11 protein-coding genes, 3 rRNA genes and 1 pseudogene (1 of these 15 running past the window's edge) are annotated in these 16,127 nt (G+C 58.4%); 7 read left to right on the top strand and 8 right to left on the bottom strand.

The features are described 5' to 3' along the window. The 3 genes from PSPTO_RS28275 to rrf (PSPTO_RS28265) all read left to right on the top strand — a co-directional run. A 23S ribosomal RNA gene (locus PSPTO_RS28275) occupies positions 1–816 on the top strand (it extends 2,078 nt beyond the left edge of the window). A 158-nt stretch (positions 817–974) separates the two neighbouring features. Beyond that, positions 975–1,090: ribosomal RNA gene (rrf, locus tag PSPTO_RS28270) — 5S ribosomal RNA — on the top strand. Between the two features lie 107 nt (positions 1,091–1,197). After that, positions 1,198–1,313 (top strand): 5S ribosomal RNA (gene rrf / locus PSPTO_RS28265). Between the two features lie 175 nt (positions 1,314–1,488). Here rrf (PSPTO_RS28265) and PSPTO_RS28260 read toward each other — a convergent pair. The 7 genes from PSPTO_RS28260 to PSPTO_RS28230 form a co-directional block, all read right to left on the bottom strand. Next, the gene (locus tag PSPTO_RS28260; RefSeq protein ID WP_011105510.1) at positions 1,489–1,965 is read right to left on the bottom strand and encodes an SRPBCC family protein; all 477 of its coding nucleotides are present in this window, start codon (positions 1,963–1,965) and stop codon (positions 1,489–1,491) included. Between the two features lie 33 nt (positions 1,966–1,998). Then, positions 1,999–5,448 (bottom strand): non-ribosomal peptide synthetase, encoded by a 3,450-nt coding sequence (locus PSPTO_RS28255; protein WP_011105509.1) that lies wholly within the window; start codon positions 5,446–5,448, stop codon positions 1,999–2,001. Next, positions 5,445–6,392, bottom strand: a complete 948-nt coding sequence (locus PSPTO_RS28250) for a diiron oxygenase (RefSeq protein ID WP_005771640.1) — start codon at positions 6,390–6,392, stop codon at positions 5,445–5,447. The genes PSPTO_RS28255 and PSPTO_RS28250 overlap by 4 nt, the downstream gene beginning before the upstream one ends. Positions 6,393–6,434: 42 nt before the next feature. Beyond that, positions 6,435–7,211 (bottom strand): DUF3050 domain-containing protein, encoded by a 777-nt coding sequence (locus PSPTO_RS28245; protein WP_007247460.1) that lies wholly within the window; start codon positions 7,209–7,211, stop codon positions 6,435–6,437. Between the two features lie 805 nt (positions 7,212–8,016). Next, positions 8,017–8,754, bottom strand: a complete 738-nt coding sequence (locus PSPTO_RS28240; protein WP_011105507.1) for a GntR family transcriptional regulator — start codon at positions 8,752–8,754, stop codon at positions 8,017–8,019. Positions 8,755–9,073: 319 nt separating this feature from the next. Then, positions 9,074–10,081, bottom strand: coding sequence for an aldo/keto reductase (locus tag PSPTO_RS28235; RefSeq protein WP_011105506.1), 1,008 nt, complete (start codon positions 10,079–10,081; stop codon positions 9,074–9,076). A gap of 20 nt (positions 10,082–10,101) precedes the next feature. After that, the gene (locus PSPTO_RS28230) at positions 10,102–10,791 is read right to left on the bottom strand and encodes an HAD-IA family hydrolase (RefSeq protein ID WP_005771635.1); all 690 of its coding nucleotides are present in this window, start codon (positions 10,789–10,791) and stop codon (positions 10,102–10,104) included. 154 nt (positions 10,792–10,945) lie between these two features. On the opposite strand from PSPTO_RS28230, the gene PSPTO_RS28225 reads away from it, so the two are divergent. Continuing rightward, entirely contained in the window at positions 10,946–12,427 is a 1,482-nt protein-coding gene (locus PSPTO_RS28225; protein ID WP_011105504.1) for a YdgA family protein, read from the top strand. Here the strand turns inward: PSPTO_RS28225 and PSPTO_RS28220 are convergent. Then, positions 12,384–12,653, bottom strand: a pseudogene (locus PSPTO_RS28220) (hypothetical protein); the annotation flags it as partial. The gene PSPTO_RS28225 and the pseudogene PSPTO_RS28220 overlap by 44 nt on opposite strands. Before the next feature lie 32 nt (positions 12,654–12,685). Between PSPTO_RS28220 and PSPTO_RS28215 the strand changes: the two are divergent. The 3 genes from PSPTO_RS28215 (at position 12,686) to PSPTO_RS28205 (ending at position 16,108) form a co-directional block, all read left to right on the top strand. Further along, positions 12,686–13,018, top strand: coding sequence for a hypothetical protein (locus tag PSPTO_RS28215; RefSeq protein WP_010203159.1), 333 nt, complete (start codon positions 12,686–12,688; stop codon positions 13,016–13,018). Between the two features lie 182 nt (positions 13,019–13,200). Then, on the top strand, positions 13,201–13,701 hold the full coding sequence (locus PSPTO_RS28210; RefSeq protein WP_011105503.1) for a hypothetical protein: 501 nt from the start codon (positions 13,201–13,203) through the stop codon (positions 13,699–13,701). After that, positions 13,664–16,108 (top strand): alpha/beta hydrolase, encoded by a 2,445-nt coding sequence (locus PSPTO_RS28205; RefSeq protein WP_046464024.1) that lies wholly within the window; start codon positions 13,664–13,666, stop codon positions 16,106–16,108. Before PSPTO_RS28210 ends, PSPTO_RS28205 begins: the two co-directional genes overlap by 38 nt. Positions 16,109–16,127 lie beyond the last annotated feature (19 nt).

The raw sequence follows: 16,127 nt of genomic DNA, 5'->3' as shown, positions 1-16,127 counted from the left end.
CACTGGACTTTGAATTTGCTTGTGTAGGATAGGTGGGAGGCTTTGAAGCGTGGACGCCAGTCTGCGTGGAGCCAACCTTGAAATACCACCCTGGCAACTTTGAGGTTCTAACTCAGGTCCGTTATCCGGATCGAGGACAGTGTATGGTGGGTAGTTTGACTGGGGCGGTCTCCTCCTAAAGAGTAACGGAGGAGTACGAAGGTGCGCTCAGACCGGTCGGAAATCGGTCGTAGAGTATAAAGGCAAAAGCGCGCTTGACTGCGAGACAGACACGTCGAGCAGGTACGAAAGTAGGTCTTAGTGATCCGGTGGTTCTGTATGGAAGGGCCATCGCTCAACGGATAAAAGGTACTCCGGGGATAACAGGCTGATACCGCCCAAGAGTTCATATCGACGGCGGTGTTTGGCACCTCGATGTCGGCTCATCACATCCTGGGGCTGAAGCCGGTCCCAAGGGTATGGCTGTTCGCCATTTAAAGTGGTACGCGAGCTGGGTTTAGAACGTCGTGAGACAGTTCGGTCCCTATCTGCCGTGGACGTTTGAGATTTGAGAGGGGCTGCTCCTAGTACGAGAGGACCGGAGTGGACGAACCTCTGGTGTTCCGGTTGTCACGCCAGTGGCATTGCCGGGTAGCTATGTTCGGAAAAGATAACCGCTGAAAGCATCTAAGCGGGAAACTTGCCTCAAGATGAGATCTCACTGGAACCTTGAGTTCCCTGAAGGGCCGTCGAAGACTACGACGTTGATAGGTTGGGTGTGTAAGCGCTGTGAGGCGTTGAGCTAACCAATACTAATTGCCCGTGAGGCTTGACCATATAACACCCAAGCAATTTGAGTCGAATGACCAGATTGCGGTGACTGTGGAGATGACACGAACCGAAGGTTTGCGTCACGAACGACACCTGCAACAGCTTGCTATCACATACCAGATTTGCTGAAGCGCGCCGTACGGCACGACTCGGTACCCGAATTTCTTGACGACCATAGAACATTGGAACCACCTGATCCCATCCCGAACTCAGCAGTGAAACGATGTATCGCCGATGGTAGTGTGGGGTTTCCCCATGTGAGAGTAGGTTATCGTCAAGATTAAATTCCAAAAACCCTCATCGCTTACGCGTTGAGGGTTTTTGTTTAAGTAGAAGTCACCAAAATTCGCTGGGACGTTACCTGATAACGCATCGGCAACAGAATTTCTTGACGACCATAGAGCATTGGAACCACCTGATCCCATCCCGAACTCAGCAGTGAAACGATGTATCGCCGATGGTAGTGTGGGGTTTCCCCATGTGAGAGTAGGTCATCGTCAAGATTGAATTCCGAAACCCCTCATCGCTCAGGCGATGAGGGGTTTTGTCGTTATGGGCTACTGCTCAGCCAACCGCCCCGGCTGACACCAACATCCACACAGGCAAACACCCACCTCAGGAAATGAAAAAGCCCGCCCAGGCTTTCGCACTGAACGGGCTGCACCAGCAAGGCCTGTATCAGCCAAACAGGCTGCGCACGTTACTCATCGCACCGTCAGCAAACCCCTGAAGAAACCCTTCAAACGCGTCCCCCTCAGGCCCACCCTGAACAGGGTCTGCAACGATTGTCCAACTGGCGACACACGTGTTGTCACCGGTAGCCTCAACCGCCATCGCAGCCCACAGGTTATTGACCGGCAAGCTGGTATGTATCAATGACCAGGTCATGTAATGCGCGTGATCATCCTGGGAATTCAACTGCTCGATCGCCACATTGCCATCCTTGAACAGCTTCTTGCGCACTGAGCGAGGACCTTTGCCGGTGACTTCAGTGCTCTCCAATGCCGGAATAAATGCTTGAAAACCGCCAAAATTGCCCACGATAGCCCACACACTATTGGCATCGCCGCAAACCTCTACAGCCGATACAACGCGGCACATCGTCGGGTTGTTGATCAGTGTGTCGGGCTTTAAATCAATGTGAATATGGTTCATAGACTTCTCCATTAACGTCAGTAGAGGATCGACTCAGATGAAGTCGATTTCTTTCAGGTAATCGCAACCCTTGCGCAGCAGCGCCGGAGTTTTCTGCGGGTATTGCTCGCCCATGCAGCGGACGCCGCTCTGGGTGTTCTGGTACTCGATCATCGAGATGTCGCCGATGTCCTCTTCAAATCCGTCGAGGTAAAAACCCAAAACGCCAAACAAAGCGTTCTGGCTGTCGACACGGCCAAGCTGGGCCTGCCACTGCTCCACGCTGACCAACTCGAAGTCACGTCCAGCCTCGCGGAAGGCTTCCACGTAGTTGTTCCAGCTCAAGGGTTCGGGGTTGTGCAGATTGAACACAGCGCGCTCTGGCTGATAACGACTGGCGTGGAAACCGATAAAGCGCGCCAGAAAGTCCACCGGCATCAGGTCGAAGTTGATGGGGAATTGCGGAACCTGGCCCAGTTGCAGCGACCCCTTGAGCATCAGCATCAGGCGGTTTTTCTGCGGCTGGCACACGCCGGTAACACTGTTGAACGCGATATTGCCGGGACGATAGATGTTCACCCACACGCCTTGATCGCGGGCACGTTGCAGGACCCGCTCAGCGACCCATTTGGACAGGTTATAGCCGTTCTTGATGTAGATCGGCGGGGTAGCCGCCGCCGGTTGTTCAAGCACGTTGCCGGCGGCATCGATGGCGCTGCAGGCAGACAGGGTCGAGACGAAGTTGAAGATCTTCTTGCTGCGCCCCTCACACAGCTTCAGGCATTCAAAGACCGGTGCGACGTTGTCTCTGGCCAGGGTTTCATAATCCTGAACGTGGTTCACATTGGCCGCGTTGTGCACCAGTACGCCAAACTCAAGATCCAGTCGTTCATACACCGCGTCATCAAGGCCCAGCCTGGGCCTGGTTACATCAGCCGGGTAAACCTTCACCCGACTCAAGTCCAGGTGGTCCAGCCGATTCTCCCGCAGGGCGTATTCGAAGCGCTGTTGTGCACTTTGCTCCGGGGTTTCCCGGACCAGACAGGCAATCTCGGTCGTTCCCCAATTCAGCAGCGCTTCAACGATGTGCACACCGAGAAAGCCGTTTGCACCGGTAACAATCACCTTATGAACATCACCCAACTGACTGACGGGCAATGTCGTCAGCGGCGTATCTGCATCGGCATCCAGCAGAGCCTGCGCACTGATGGTGTAACCCGCAGTGCCGTCGCTGTCGATCAGGCTGGCCAGCGTCAGCACGGTCGGTGCTTCTATGAAACGGTTGATCGGGATACTGCGCCCGAACCGCTCGCGAATGCCCAGCAACAGGCGCGACAAAAGAATCGAATGGCCACCCAGATTGAAAAAGCTCTCGTCTGTCGAGATGTCTCCTGGCGGCAGCTCCAACAGCTCAGCCCACAGTTCCAGCAAGGCCTGCTCCTGCGCGGTCGAAGGTAAGCGCCGCGTGGGGTGCTCTGCAAAGCTCAGCGGTATTTCCAGGAGTGCCTTGCGGTCAACTTTGCCGTTATGTGCGAACGGCATGCTCGGCAATGTCGTGTAGACGGCGGGATGCATATAGTCCGGCAGCAAGCGCTGCACATGGGCTCTCAACGCCTGTTCGTCATGAGCGGAATACGGTTGAGCGACAAACGCCAGAATTCGCCGTTGTGCGTCGATCACCACCGCGACCTGCCGATAAAACTGGCTGGCCCTCAGGCAATGCTCGATCTCTTCAGGCTCGACCCGAAAGCCGCGAATCTTCACCTGGTTGTCGCGTCGGCCACTCAAGACAACACCGTCAGCCGTCCACTGTGCGATGTCTCCGGTGCGATAGGCGCGCAGCTCCTGACCCTCAGGCAGCGTCAGCCACACATAGCGCTCGGCCGTAAGCTCGGGATTGTCGATGTAACCCAGGCACACGCCGGGGCCTACGATATACAGCTCACCCTGAGTCTGCTCTGGCACGGGCTGCAAGTGCTCGTCCAGAATCCACACCTGACTGTTGGCAATCGGTCGCCCTAGATGACGATTGCTGCTGGACGGCTGAAACTCGCAGGCAGTGACCAGCACCGTGGCTTCTGTCGGGCCATACAGGTTATGGAAATGGCATTGCCCGCAAAGTTGCGCAATCACATGCGGCTCGCAGACGTCACCGCCGGTCATCACATGCTCGATTCCCAGCGGCTGATCCAGCGGCAGGACGCTCAACAGCGCAGGCGGCAGAAACGCATGGGTGATGCCCTGTTTCAGTACGCTGATCAGTTGTAAGGGATCGCGACGCTGGTCTTCGTCAGGCACGACCAGCTCGGCACCACTGAGCCAGGTGGGAAAGATGTCGATGACCGACGAATCAAAGCTTAGCGTCGAGAATTGCAACACCCGGCTGTGTTCGCTCAGGCTCACATGCTCGGCGTACCAGGCGGTGAAGTGGCTGAGGTTGCGCTGGCTCAGCGACACACCTTTGGGCTGCCCTGTGGTGCCCGACGTGTACAGCGCCATGCACGGCGCGTGCTGATCTGCTCGAACAGGTCTTTTCGTGAGAGCCACATTCACCACACGCACCGCGCTGATATCCAGCGCCGGAAACTCCGCAGCGGCCAGTGGATGCGAGCCATCGTGCAGTAACAGCATCGCTCCCGAGTTTTGCAGAATGTACTGCTGACGTTGCACCGGCTGGCCGGGGTCAAGCGGCAGATAAACCGCGCCGCAGCCAAGAATCGCCAGGATGCCCGCGTACAGCTCGGGCGACTTGGCCAGGCAGATACCGATTACGGGAGGAGCATCGGCTTTCGCGTGCGCCAGCATCGGCAGCAACAGGTACTCAATGGCGATGCTGTGTGCGTGCAGTTCTCCATAGCTGAACGTCTGATTACCGACGGACAGCGCCGGGCGTTCGGCAAACTTCAGCAGCGCCTGCTCCAATCGCTCGGTGATGGAGGTTTCTGCCAGCTTGAGCAAACGGGGCTGCGCCGTTTGATTCAAACGGTGTTCAAACAGCAACTGATCCACCGCCTGCAAACCACACTGGCGATCGCTTTGGGCAGGCGTCGTTGTGGGCACGCTGATGATGAAGTAGTCATCGTCTCGCGACAGCCTGCTGACCTGCAGCGCAATCAGGTCAACCAGCCTCGCGATAGCACGATCACGCAACTCGCGGCCGTTACCTGACGCCTCGGATGACAGCCACTCGCGAACGATCAACCGTTGAGCCTTGACGCTGCCGTGCCAGCACAACAGCTCCAGCCGAGGCAGGCCGAACGCAAGGGTCGAGTCGAAACCGACACGCAGGCTCAGATGAACGCAGCGTCCATAAGCTTGCGGCAACATCGGGCTCAGATCCAGGCTGCCGTCTTCGATCAGAATGCACGCATCAGGCATCGTCAACCCGGCCAGTGCATGCTGCTCACCAATGAGTCGCGCGCCATGCCCGTGGTCTTGTAGCTCGGTACTCAGTTCACCCAGGGTCAGGCTGTGACCGATGAGCACAATCTCCAGGCGCTTCATTGCAGCGATCCCTGAACCGGGAGGTAGTGAGCCAGCGCTCGCTGTACATAAGGATCGTCGAGCATCGAACTGCTCTTGAAGAAGCGCATGATGTTGCCGATCAACGGGTGATGGCGATTGACCGGAAAGCTCAACGCCAAGGTTTCGGCCTTGAGTGCCTGCCTGACCGGATCCGGCACCTGCAAGCGCTCGATCAGCGTAAAGTCGAAGCCGTTCTGGATATCGTTGGTCAGATATTGCGCGATGAAGACCGGCAGAATACGGGCGATGCATTCACGGTCCTGCTCAGCCGCCGTGTGCCAGTAAATCCGCACCAATCGCGCCCAGAATCCCGAGTGACGCCCCTCGTCCAGCAAGTGGTCGGCCATAAGGCCCTTAATCGATTGCTTGACCGAGTCGTCCTTGGCGAACGCTGCTACATCATGGGTCACGGTGTTCTCCGCGATGGCAACGCAAATCAGCTCCACGGCGCTGCGCAGGTGCTCTGGGGCCAACGCCAGCGCTGCGGGTATGGCGCGGCTGAGCTCGATCTCGGTCGGCAACTGAATAGGTTCGATACCGGTCAGGGCGATGGTCTGCTGCATGAAGTCCATGGCCACCAGTGCGTGGTAGTCCTCATCGACCACCACCGTCATCGCGTCATAGCGGCAGGCAAACGGAAAGCGAATCGCGAAGTTGTCCTTGGCAATGCTGCGTGCAGTCTTGTCGACGATCTCGGTTTCGAATATCACCACGTCGTTGATGAACTTGTAGAGGCTCTGCACCAGCGCGTAATCACGCAAATGCGCGCACTCGCGGGTGAACGTGTCGCTGAGCACCAAGGGCTGGCGGCTGAGCGGATAGATCAGTTTTTCATCGTTCTCAACAATCCGGCGCGGGCGAGTGCGAATGGTGGCGCGACCTTCCCACGCATCGATGAACGACATGTAGTCTTCTGCTTTCATGATGGCTTCCTTGTTAAGGCTTGAGGGTGTTGCGACCCGGTTCTACGCACTGGCCTGCATCAGCGGCGCCCGCATGCTCATGCGCAGCGTGTCCCATAGCTGCACCCGGCTTTCCACGGCAGCGATGGCGGCCTGGTACACCTCCGTTTCACGCTGCGCGTCACCGGCAACCAGCCGCGCCAGCAATTGCTCCGCTGCCGGGCCGTGATCTTCGGAGTCCACTTCGATATGGCGCTCCAGGTAGTAGCGAAAGGTCGGCGCCTGTTCGACGGTGATGCCCCAGTCATCGAGAATGCTCTGGAACATCAGCGGGATGACGCTCTCGCGGCCATGCAGAAATGCCGCAGCAACGCTGTGCGCCGGCGCATGCAGGGCGGTGTCGAGGGTGTGTGTCACGAATGCCGAGGCTGCCTGACCCGCATTGACCTGTTGCAGGGCGGTTGCGTAGTGCACGCCTTGTTTCTGCAGTTCGATGAAGCGCTCGATCTGCGCAGTGCTTGCGCCGATTTCGCGCATGGCGTCCAGATACAGTTCGAAGTGGCTGTAGTGACCGTGCCCCAATCTGTCGTCGGACTCTTCCCCCAGCACGATTTCGTTGATCAGACGGGCGGCAGGCGCATCGGTGGGTGGCAGCCACGGCAGTCGGGTGCAGGTCAGTTCCTGCTGCAGCCGCTTGGTCAACGACATAAAGTCCCAGACGGCGAAGACATGCGTTTCCATAAAGCGCTGGAGCACGTGCAGGGAACTGATTTCTGCAAAGATCGGGTGGCGGCTAAGTTCGAGTTTCTTGTGCTCAAGTTGAGTTTTCTCACAATACATAGCGATATCCCTAAGTCATGATGGCAGTAAATGAGTCTTTACTTTTTGGTCTGAGGAAAGTGCCGCTATTGCCGGGTGGAAGTTACGTTGCTGTCGGATCTCAGGCGAACAACTGCCTGGCGATTGAGGCGCTGGTTCGCCGCAAACACACAACGTTACTTTCAATTCAAGACCCGGCGCGTGGTCGGCTTTACGGGCCGAGACCCCTATGGCGTTTGCTTTCCCGACAGCCAGTGCGTTAGTCCAAGCTGGCTGCGAATAAAACTTAAAACAAATTTAACAAGCCGCGCAATAACTTTCTTACACTATTTTACTTGGTGTTTTTTCGATGCGTAAGTTGCCTTATAAAACTCAAGAAGACAGTTTTATAAGCGCGCAGGCAGCCCTTCCGACTGATTGAGTCAGAATTATTAATAATGAACGAATGCCTCGCTCAGCGTTGCCGTTATGCCGAACAATCAGAAGTTGAGGTTTTTAATGGGCGATGTTGGAAATGACTTCCAATGTCTGCGTGCCCCGTTCAGCAACTCCTTATCCATTGAGTTCAGATGAACAGAGAACCGTCCTGAGCCTGCGCGGACAGTTCAGCCATAGCCTTGGAAAACCCTCCGGTCGGGTTTCCTGAGGTCACAGCCGAGTTTGCCTGATTCGAGCGTCAGGCCACCCGGCTGATCAGGAAAATAACCATGAAAGCACTATGCCAGGTGCGGGACCTGACAATGTGCAAGAAGGGCGGGCAGGGAAGTGCGAACGACCCATCCGCAGGCCAGAGCTCAGGACCTGTCGGATAAGCCGCTTTGATGATTCAGGCGGGGGTATTCTTCTTCGTGCGGGCTGGCTTTACGTTGCCTGCCTTCTGGCTTTGCAGGTACTGGGTGACGGCTTGCACGCCCCGGTTGAGGTGATACTGCAGCGCTTCAACGCACGGCTCGACCGCTTTCTGTTCGGCCAGCCGGAGCAACTGCCAGTGGTCATCCTGAGAAAGCTTGCCCAGGCCCATGGAGGAAAGATTGAAACGCAAAAAGCGCTCCTCTTCGTTCAGGCCCTCTTCAACCAGCCGCATCAGGCGCTTGTTGTGGGTCTTGGCGTACAACGACAAGTGAAACATCCGGTTGAGCCTGCCGATCTGGCCAAAGTCAGTCTCGACTTCGAGTTGCTCGATATAACTCGCAGCCGCTGCCAGATCGTCTGCGTCCAGTAAAGGGATCGACAAACGCAACGCCTCGGACTCCAGCAGGATCCGCAAGGCATAGGCGTCTACCGCATCTTCGGTAATCAACGGCGCGACGACAGCGCCTTTGTGCGTTTCGACACGCAACAACGATTGCGCCTCGAGCTGGCGCAGTGCTTCGCGCACGGGCATCCGGCTGACGCCAAACAGCGTTGCCAGTTCCTGTTGGCGCAGGGCTGTGCCACTGGGAAGGCTGCCATCGATAATGGCATTTCGCAGTTTTTCTTCAATCACGGTTCTGGCAAGGTGCGCCGGAGGCTGCTCATTGCCCAGTACGGAGCTTAGAAAGGCTTCTCTATCTGATTTGCGCATCGGCCTACTTCTTCATCAACCTTGGCTGGACAGGGTCCAATTAATCGCTGTATTGCCGACAGACTAGCCAAGACTTGCCAGTAAGTCGCGAAAATAGAAGCATCATTATGTTTTGTCGCTTTAACCGGTGTGCATTCAGGCCTCCGGTTATCCACAAGCGTCCCCTATCTTAGCGCTCATCCGTGCAGCGTACCGAGCCAGCGTCAGGACTTAACAGGAATTTCACCTCAGGCTTTCATGCCGCCGCGCTCTGTAACGTGCATTCCAGAGCGCATCGGTGCGAGCCTTTGCGACGTAAAGCCGCAGGGTGAGAACGGCCTCAGCGAACCGGACGACCAGACACAAAGTGCTGGGTATCATTGAAGCCGGGCGTAGAGGCATGCCCAGGGGTTACCAGCGAATCAATGAACGCCTCATCCTCGGCGGTAATGCTCACTTCAAGCGCCTTGGTGTAGCCGTCCCACTGTTGCTCGGTTCTCGGCCCGACAATGGCCGAAGTCACTGCCTTGTTGTTGAGCACCCAGGCAATGGCGAACTCGACAATGCCGACACCCTTGTCCTGCACGTATTCTTGAATCCGCTGGGCAATACGCAACGACTCCACGCGCCATTCGGTTTCCAGCAATCGCTTGTCCTGGCGACCGGCCCGGCTTTCGCTGTCCGGGGCGATATCCGGGGCGTACTTGCCACTGAGCACGCCACGCGCCAGCGGGCTGTAAGGCACCACGCCAAGGCCGTGATAAGCGGCTGCAGTGATCTGCTCGATTTCGGCCTGACGGTTTACGATGTTGTACAGCGGCTGGCTGATGACCGGTTTGTCCACGCCCAGACGCTGCGCGACGTTGACGATTTCAGCGATTCGCCAGCCGCGAAAGTTCGACACGCCCCAATAGCGTATTTTGCCCTGACGGATCAGATCGCCAATGGCCGAGACCGTCACTTCCAGTGGAGTGTCATGGTCTTCCTTGTGCAGGTAGTAGATATCCACATAGTCAGTGTCCAGTCGGCGCAGACTGTTCTCGATGGCGTTGAAGATGTGCTTGCGGTTCAGACCGGCCCGGTTGGGCACGCCGTCGGCTGGCCCGATGGCGACTTTGGTGGCCAGTACCCAGTCGCTGCGCTGTGCGGCGATGGCGCGACCGACGATCTCTTCCGAACGCCCGCCGTTGTAGACATCCGCCGTGTCGATGAAATTGATGCCTTGGTCGCGGGCCTTGTCGATGATACGCAGGGACTCTTCGGCAGCGGTCTGTTCACCGAACATCATCGAGCCGAGGGTCAATGTGGAAACCTTGAGGCCGGACTGGCCGAGGGTTCGATACTTCATGCTTAACATCTCCTTGTCATTCAAACGAGTTCAGGCAGCCCCCACGCTTTGAGCGGGAAGTCGGCCAGTGAGGCTAGCAGCAGATCCGCGTGCTCGTATTGCTCGACCGGCATGTGCGAGTCCGGCACCGCCACGGCGTACATCCCGGCAGCCTTGGCTGCCGTTACGCCGAACGGTGAGTCTTCGAAGACCAGGCAATCGGCCGGCGCAACGCCAAGCCGGCGCGCGGCGACCAGAAAGATGTCCGGAGCCGGTTTGGCTGCGCCGACTTCCGGGTCATCGGCAGTCACGATGGTGTCGAACAGTTCAAACCAGGCGCGGTGCTGCGTCGTCTTGGCCTGAAAGTAATGCACCGACGAACTGGTACCCACGGCGATGGGGATATTGTGGGCGGCCAGATGGCGGACCAGCGCTTCGGCTCCGGGCATTGCCGGGGCTTTGGGGAAACGCTCGTCGAGCATCGGCTCGCGGATTTCGAGAAATTCGTCGATCGACATCGGCAGTTCAAGCGCCTTGATCACGTAATCCGAGAAATCCCGGGCACCGCGGCCGATGGTGTGCTGCTTGATTGACCAGTCGAAAGTTCGACCGTGGCGACTGGCAATCAGGTGTGTGACCTCCGTGTACACACCCTCAGTGTCCAGCAGCAGGCCATCCATATCGAAGATAACGGCCTTGATCGGGCCTCGTTCGTTGTGCTGTTCGCTCATGTGATCACGTCCCGTCGTCAAATTCGTTTCAGCCTAACGTTTCCGTGAATACCGTGGCTACCCTGTGTTTCTGATAAAATTTCGCGGTTTTCAAGCTGTGCTGTCAGTCCCGGTACGACTTTCCCATCATCAGAACGGATATCTTCACGTCACTATGAATAAATCAGCAGGTATAGCGGTTGGCGTCATTGTCGTAGCGGGTGCACTGGTTACGGCGGGTGCCTGGTACACCGGTAATCAACTGGAAGGCGCGCTGAACGACTCGATCGGCAAGGCCAATCAAGAGCTTTCCAAGTCATTCAAAGGCACTGACACCAGCGTCAAACTGGAAATGGTTTCGCTGGAAAAGCACTTTTTCAGCAGCACGGCGCACTACCGTGTCGACATCCAGAACCTGTCCGATAGCACCCAGGGCGGCCAGTTCCTGTTTGTCGACCAGATCGAGCACGGCCCGATCCCGTTGTCGCATTTGAAGACCCTGAACCTGATACCGGTCATGGCCCTGAGCAATTTCCAGATGGAAAAAAGGCCCAGCGCCGAGAAATGGTTTGCCATGAGCAAGGACGTTCCGCCGCTCAAGGGCAAGGCCAGCATTGGTTACGACCGCGCCACCAAAGGCACGCTGCAGATGGCGCCGCTGGAAATGACCGACGTGGACGGTACGTTCCGGTTTTCCGGGCTCGACCTGAATGCTGAGTCGTCCGCCGATGCCGAAAAATTCAGCCTCGCCGGCAACATGGAAAACCTGCAACTCAACGTCGCCTCAGCTGAAGGGCCGGTGAGCATCGAAGTCAAAGGCATGACCTTCGACACGGGCGGCACCAAGGGCAAGTCCGGTTTCTATCTGGGCCATACCAACATGAAAATCCAGAACGCGGGCTTCCAGGTCGTCGGCAAGCCACAGGTGCAGATCAAGGATTTCTCCAACACCAACCTGGCGCAGGAAGATGCCGGTAACCTGGCAGCCCAGGTCAACTATGACGCCGGCATGATCGCCTACGGCGGCAAGGATGTCGGCTCTGCGCACATGGGCTTCAAGATCGCCAACTTCGACGTGGTGGCCACCCAGGCGCTGTACCAGTTGTATCAGGACAGGATCCTGCCTCAACAGCAAGCCGCAGCGCTGGAGAAGCGCCCGTTCCGTATGGAGCTGAACCCGGCAGATCAAGAGCTGATGAATACCCAGATGAAGAAGCTGCTGGTCGCCAAGCCGCACGTTGAACTGGAAAAACTCTCGCTCAAGACCAGCAATGGCGAAAGCCACATGCGCATTGCGGTGGACCTTGCCGATCCGGGCCCGCTTGATCAGCCGTCCAATGTGCTGCTCATGAAAACCCTGGGCGAAGTCAACGCCAAGGTCGTCCTGTCCAAACCGATGATCCGCGACCTCGCTACCCAGCAGGCCATCCGTGAAGGCCAGACCGACCTCAAGGTCATCGCAGAACAGGCCAAGGCTGCCAGCGACATGGCCAGCGTCATGGCCGAGATGATGCAACTGGCCAAGGTCGACGGCGACAACATCGTCTCCGACCTGCATTACGCCAACCAGATGGTCGACTTCAACGGCCAGAAAATGACCGTGCAGCAATTCGTCAGCAACGTGATGGGCAAGGTGGGTGTGCTGGGTAACCAGTAAGCCGCTGTCGCGCGCTCAGGGCTGCGCGCTGTGCAGCCCTGAGCGCGCAGGCCTTTGTAGCAGGCATGTCCTGCATCAGGGTTCTGATCACGCGCAGCGTAATGGAGTCGGCGGCCGCGCCGGACAGGTGAACGTCGACCGGGGGGCTGCTCAGCACATTCGCAACGCTGCCTACCTGTTCCTTCAGCCGCGAGATAACCGCCTGTTCATCCACCGTAGAGGCCATGCCGATGGCCAGACGCCGGAAGAGAGTGACTCGTGACGTTTAAAGAACTCAAGGGGTATGTGAGCAGCGCTGACGCCGACCTGGTCCGCCTTGAGTCGGTCGACCAGAGCCTTCACCAGACGCTGCTCAGGCTTGGATTTGTGGCCTCCGGTGAGCCGGGTATCCATGTGCTGGATGTCATGGACGAGCAGCACAAGGCAAGAGTATTCGATGCATTGCGCCTGGAGGGCATCGCCTTTTCTGGCGGTCGAGAGTGGTGCCCTGCGCAGGTATTCGAATACCTGAGGGACAAGGGTCTGCTGAGCGGGCCTTTTTTGACAGTAGTCTGGACAGCGCCGGGCCAATATCGGGTTGTCCATAGCTGAAATGGGCATGATTACTTACGGTGTTTTTACTGTTACGCCATTCCAGTTGACGATCAGCCGATGCACTGCCCAGGCACGCAACCCTTCAATCTAAAACGGGAAAAGCCGTAAAGCGTTCGGTATTAAGCCCCTCCAGAAATCGCTACACTCACCGCCTCACAAGGACGACCCAAGGACCTGCAATGCCGCTCCCTTCTGCCACCCTGCGGCGCACGCTGGTGATCTGGTTGTATGCCGTTGCTTCAGCGCACGTGCTGGGCAGTATGGTGTTCACCTGGGCGGGCTTTTCCGGTTTGCTCGACAGCTACCTGACCACGCTCGAACAGGCGTTCTGGACCGAGGCCGTTCCCGCTGCCGCGCGTGCGCAACAGGTCTGGTGGATGGCGCTGTTCGGCGCCACTCTGCAAACCTATTCGGTGTACATGCTCGCGCTGGTGCATCTGGGTAATCGTCTGAAAAGCGCCATGCCGTGGGGCTGGCTGATTGCAGGCCTGTTGCTCTGGGCACCTCAGGACATACTGATTTCCGTACGCGGCGGTGTCTGGTCGCATGTGTGGCTGGATATGGCGGCGTTGCTGGCATTGCTGCCGCCGTTGTTCTGGCTGTATCGCCATGATCGCGCCACTGTGCAGAAGGAACTCCACGATGTCGGACTTGCCCTTCATGTACCTGTTGGGCGGTAATGGCAGTACTGCCCAGTGGTGGGATGATGCGCTGCCACACTTTCAGCGCTATCAGGTTATGCCGCTGGAGTTGCCCGGCTTCGGCAGCAACCCGCTACCGCCCTGCGACGACCTTGCCGCCTATGCGGATGCGCTGTTGGCGGCAACGGTGAGAGGCAGTTCAATCGTCGCGGTGGGCGTCAACGCCTTGCTGGTCATGCATGCGTTGCAACGACAGCCGGGGCACTTTTGCAGAAGCGTGTTGCTGGCACCCGTGGGCGCTTTCCTGTGGCAGAGAAGCCTGCCTGCATTGATGTCGCCGTTGCCTATCCGCAAAACCATTCACTGGTTGCTGGCCAACAAGCCCAAGCTGTTTGCGCACAAGTTTTCCAGGCACGCCTGGCCCGACTCGCACTACCGGCGTATGGGGGCCGGTTACGCCCGCTGCCGCGCTTTCATTCCGTATTGGGACATGGTGCGCGCCGACACCGCGCTGCCGTTGCTGGAGTGGGTGCAGGACCCGATCGAGCTGGTCTGGGGCGATCAGGACAAAGTCCTGGGTATCGATCAAGCCGCCGCCTGGTCCGCTATCCTGGCCCGTGCCGACCTGACCATCAGCTTAAAACCGGGCTGGGGACATTACCCGTGGATCGACTCGCCGGCCGAGTTCGCCCAGTGGCTCGAATCCGGCGAGCGCGGTTTTGTCGCACACACCAAAGGCGGACGTCTGCGCCTGGCGGCCATTACCGGGCAACCGGTGCCTGCGGCGTTGTCACTTGTGCAGGGTGACGACTCGGCCTTGCCAGCGTTTTTGGCCAGCCAGCCCGATGCCGTCTGGGCGGTGCGTTCGTCCAGCTTCGGCGAGGATCAGGCCGATGCGGCAAATGCCGGGCTCAGCACCACCTTTCTTCGTGAGCCCGCCCACAACGTGCCCGCGCGTATTGCAGAACTGCACAGTGCCGGGGTCGAAGAGGTCGTGGTGCAGCGCTTCATTACACCGGTGCTTTCCGGTATCGCATTTGTGCGTCACCTGTCGGTCGAGCTGGAGTGGGTCGAAGGTCATCTGGAGTCGCTGGCCGACGGTCAGGCAAGCCCTGATCGAGCGATCCTTTCCCGCCTCGGCGAATCCTGGAGCAGCGGCAGCTTCAAGCCCTCCCATGGGTTGACTCAGGAAATGCTCTGGGGCTTTCTGCAAGGTGTTCTGCGGGTCTTCCATTACGTGCCGGGCGATGTCGAATGGGCGTGGGATGGCAGCCGGTTGTGGTTGCTGCAATACCGACCGATCAGCGATTACGGCTGGCGTCGGCACCTGACCGCCGCCAACATTGCCGAGATCCTGCCGCCACAGCCCAGTCGCCTGGTGGAATACGCCCAGCGACGTGCCGCAGGCAGTATCCCGGCGATCATGGCGCGCTGGGACTCACGCATCTTGCAGGATAACGAGCCGTTCACAGCGTTGTTCGGCGCGGCGTCCTACATCAACAACGACCTTTTTCTTGCGCGCCTGGCTGACTGGGGCATTGCCTCCAGCAGCTACGCCGGTGAAGTCGGTGGCGCGACGCCGCATCTGCCCTGGCGACCCCTGCGGCTGTTGCGTTCGCTGCCGTTGTTCCTGCGCATGCAGCGCATCGCGCGTGGCCACCTGCTGACTCTGGAACAGCAACTGCACCGTTTCGACCGGGAGTTGCAGACGCTGACCGCACACGGCGCAGACGGCAAACAACTCGCCGACTGGTTCACGCGCTTCTACGTGTTCGTCGTGCAGGGCAACCTGTGTATCGCCACCTCGCTGGCCAGCAGTGGCGGTGACCTGTTGGGGCGTCCGCCGACCGCTTACGACGACCTTGAACACTGCCCGCATCGGTTGCCCTGGGAAACCGACCCCGCTACGCCACGCCCGGCACAGACCGACCTGCCGTTGCAGGCATTTCCGAGCTGGCCGAAAGCGATCCGCCTTGCCCACAGCGCAGGCTTGCCAGGTATGCGCGGCTATTACCTGCAAGTGCGCGAGTGGTACCGCGACAACTTGATGCGCGTGTTCTTTCGCCTGCACCACGCCATGCCCGTGGCCGACCGGGCGCACTGGTTCGCACCCCACCCGGATATTCGCAGCCGTGATGGCAGCTTCTGGCAGGACGGCCGCGAAGGCACCGAGCAGGCCACCGGCTTCATGATCTATCCGGGACAGGTGCAGGGCATTCTGGGTGAGGATATCTTGCTGGAAGACACCCTCGACCCCGGACGCCACGCGCACTACCAGAACGCACGCGCCGTAATCGCGCGCATGGGTGGGCGTCTTTCCCATGGGTCTACCTTGCTGCGCGAACTGCGCAAGCCTTCGGCGGTGCTGCCCAATGTCGATATGGCGTGGGTGGGAAGGGAAGTGCGGTACGCGGATGGGGAATTGCTGTTGGTCGAGGGGCAATGACAGCGCCCGAGGGAGGCTT

This window comes from Pseudomonas syringae pv. tomato str. DC3000 (genome assembly GCF_000007805.1).
Lineage (GTDB): Bacteria > Pseudomonadota > Gammaproteobacteria > Pseudomonadales > Pseudomonadaceae > Aquipseudomonas > Aquipseudomonas avellanae.
Note: the sequence above shows the minus strand (reverse complement) of the source record. Positions and strands in the feature narration are given on the sequence as shown.

Excerpts from the sequence above, each read along its gene's own strand:
- PSPTO_RS28210 (WP_011105503.1), top strand. The coding sequence starts at position 13,201 with ATGCCGCTCCCTTCTGCCACCCTGCGGCGCACGCTGGTGATCTGGTTG.
- PSPTO_RS28230 (WP_005771635.1), bottom strand. The coding sequence starts at position 10,791 with ATGAGCGAACAGCACAACGAACGAGGCCCGATCAAGGCCGTTATCTTC.
- PSPTO_RS28260 (WP_011105510.1), bottom strand. The coding sequence starts at position 1,965 with ATGAACCATATTCACATTGATTTAAAGCCCGACACACTGATCAACAAC.
- PSPTO_RS28245 (WP_007247460.1), bottom strand. The coding sequence starts at position 7,211 with ATGTATTGTGAGAAAACTCAACTTGAGCACAAGAAACTCGAACTTAGC.
- PSPTO_RS28255 (WP_011105509.1), bottom strand. The coding sequence starts at position 5,448 with ATGAAGCGCCTGGAGATTGTGCTCATCGGTCACAGCCTGACCCTGGGT.
- PSPTO_RS28225 (WP_011105504.1), top strand. The coding sequence starts at position 10,946 with ATGAATAAATCAGCAGGTATAGCGGTTGGCGTCATTGTCGTAGCGGGT.
- PSPTO_RS28205 (WP_046464024.1), top strand. The coding sequence starts at position 13,664 with ATGTCGGACTTGCCCTTCATGTACCTGTTGGGCGGTAATGGCAGTACT.
- PSPTO_RS28240 (WP_011105507.1), bottom strand. The coding sequence starts at position 8,754 with ATGCGCAAATCAGATAGAGAAGCCTTTCTAAGCTCCGTACTGGGCAAT.
- PSPTO_RS28235 (WP_011105506.1), bottom strand. The coding sequence starts at position 10,081 with ATGAAGTATCGAACCCTCGGCCAGTCCGGCCTCAAGGTTTCCACATTG.
- PSPTO_RS28250 (WP_005771640.1), bottom strand. The coding sequence starts at position 6,392 with ATGAAAGCAGAAGACTACATGTCGTTCATCGATGCGTGGGAAGGTCGC.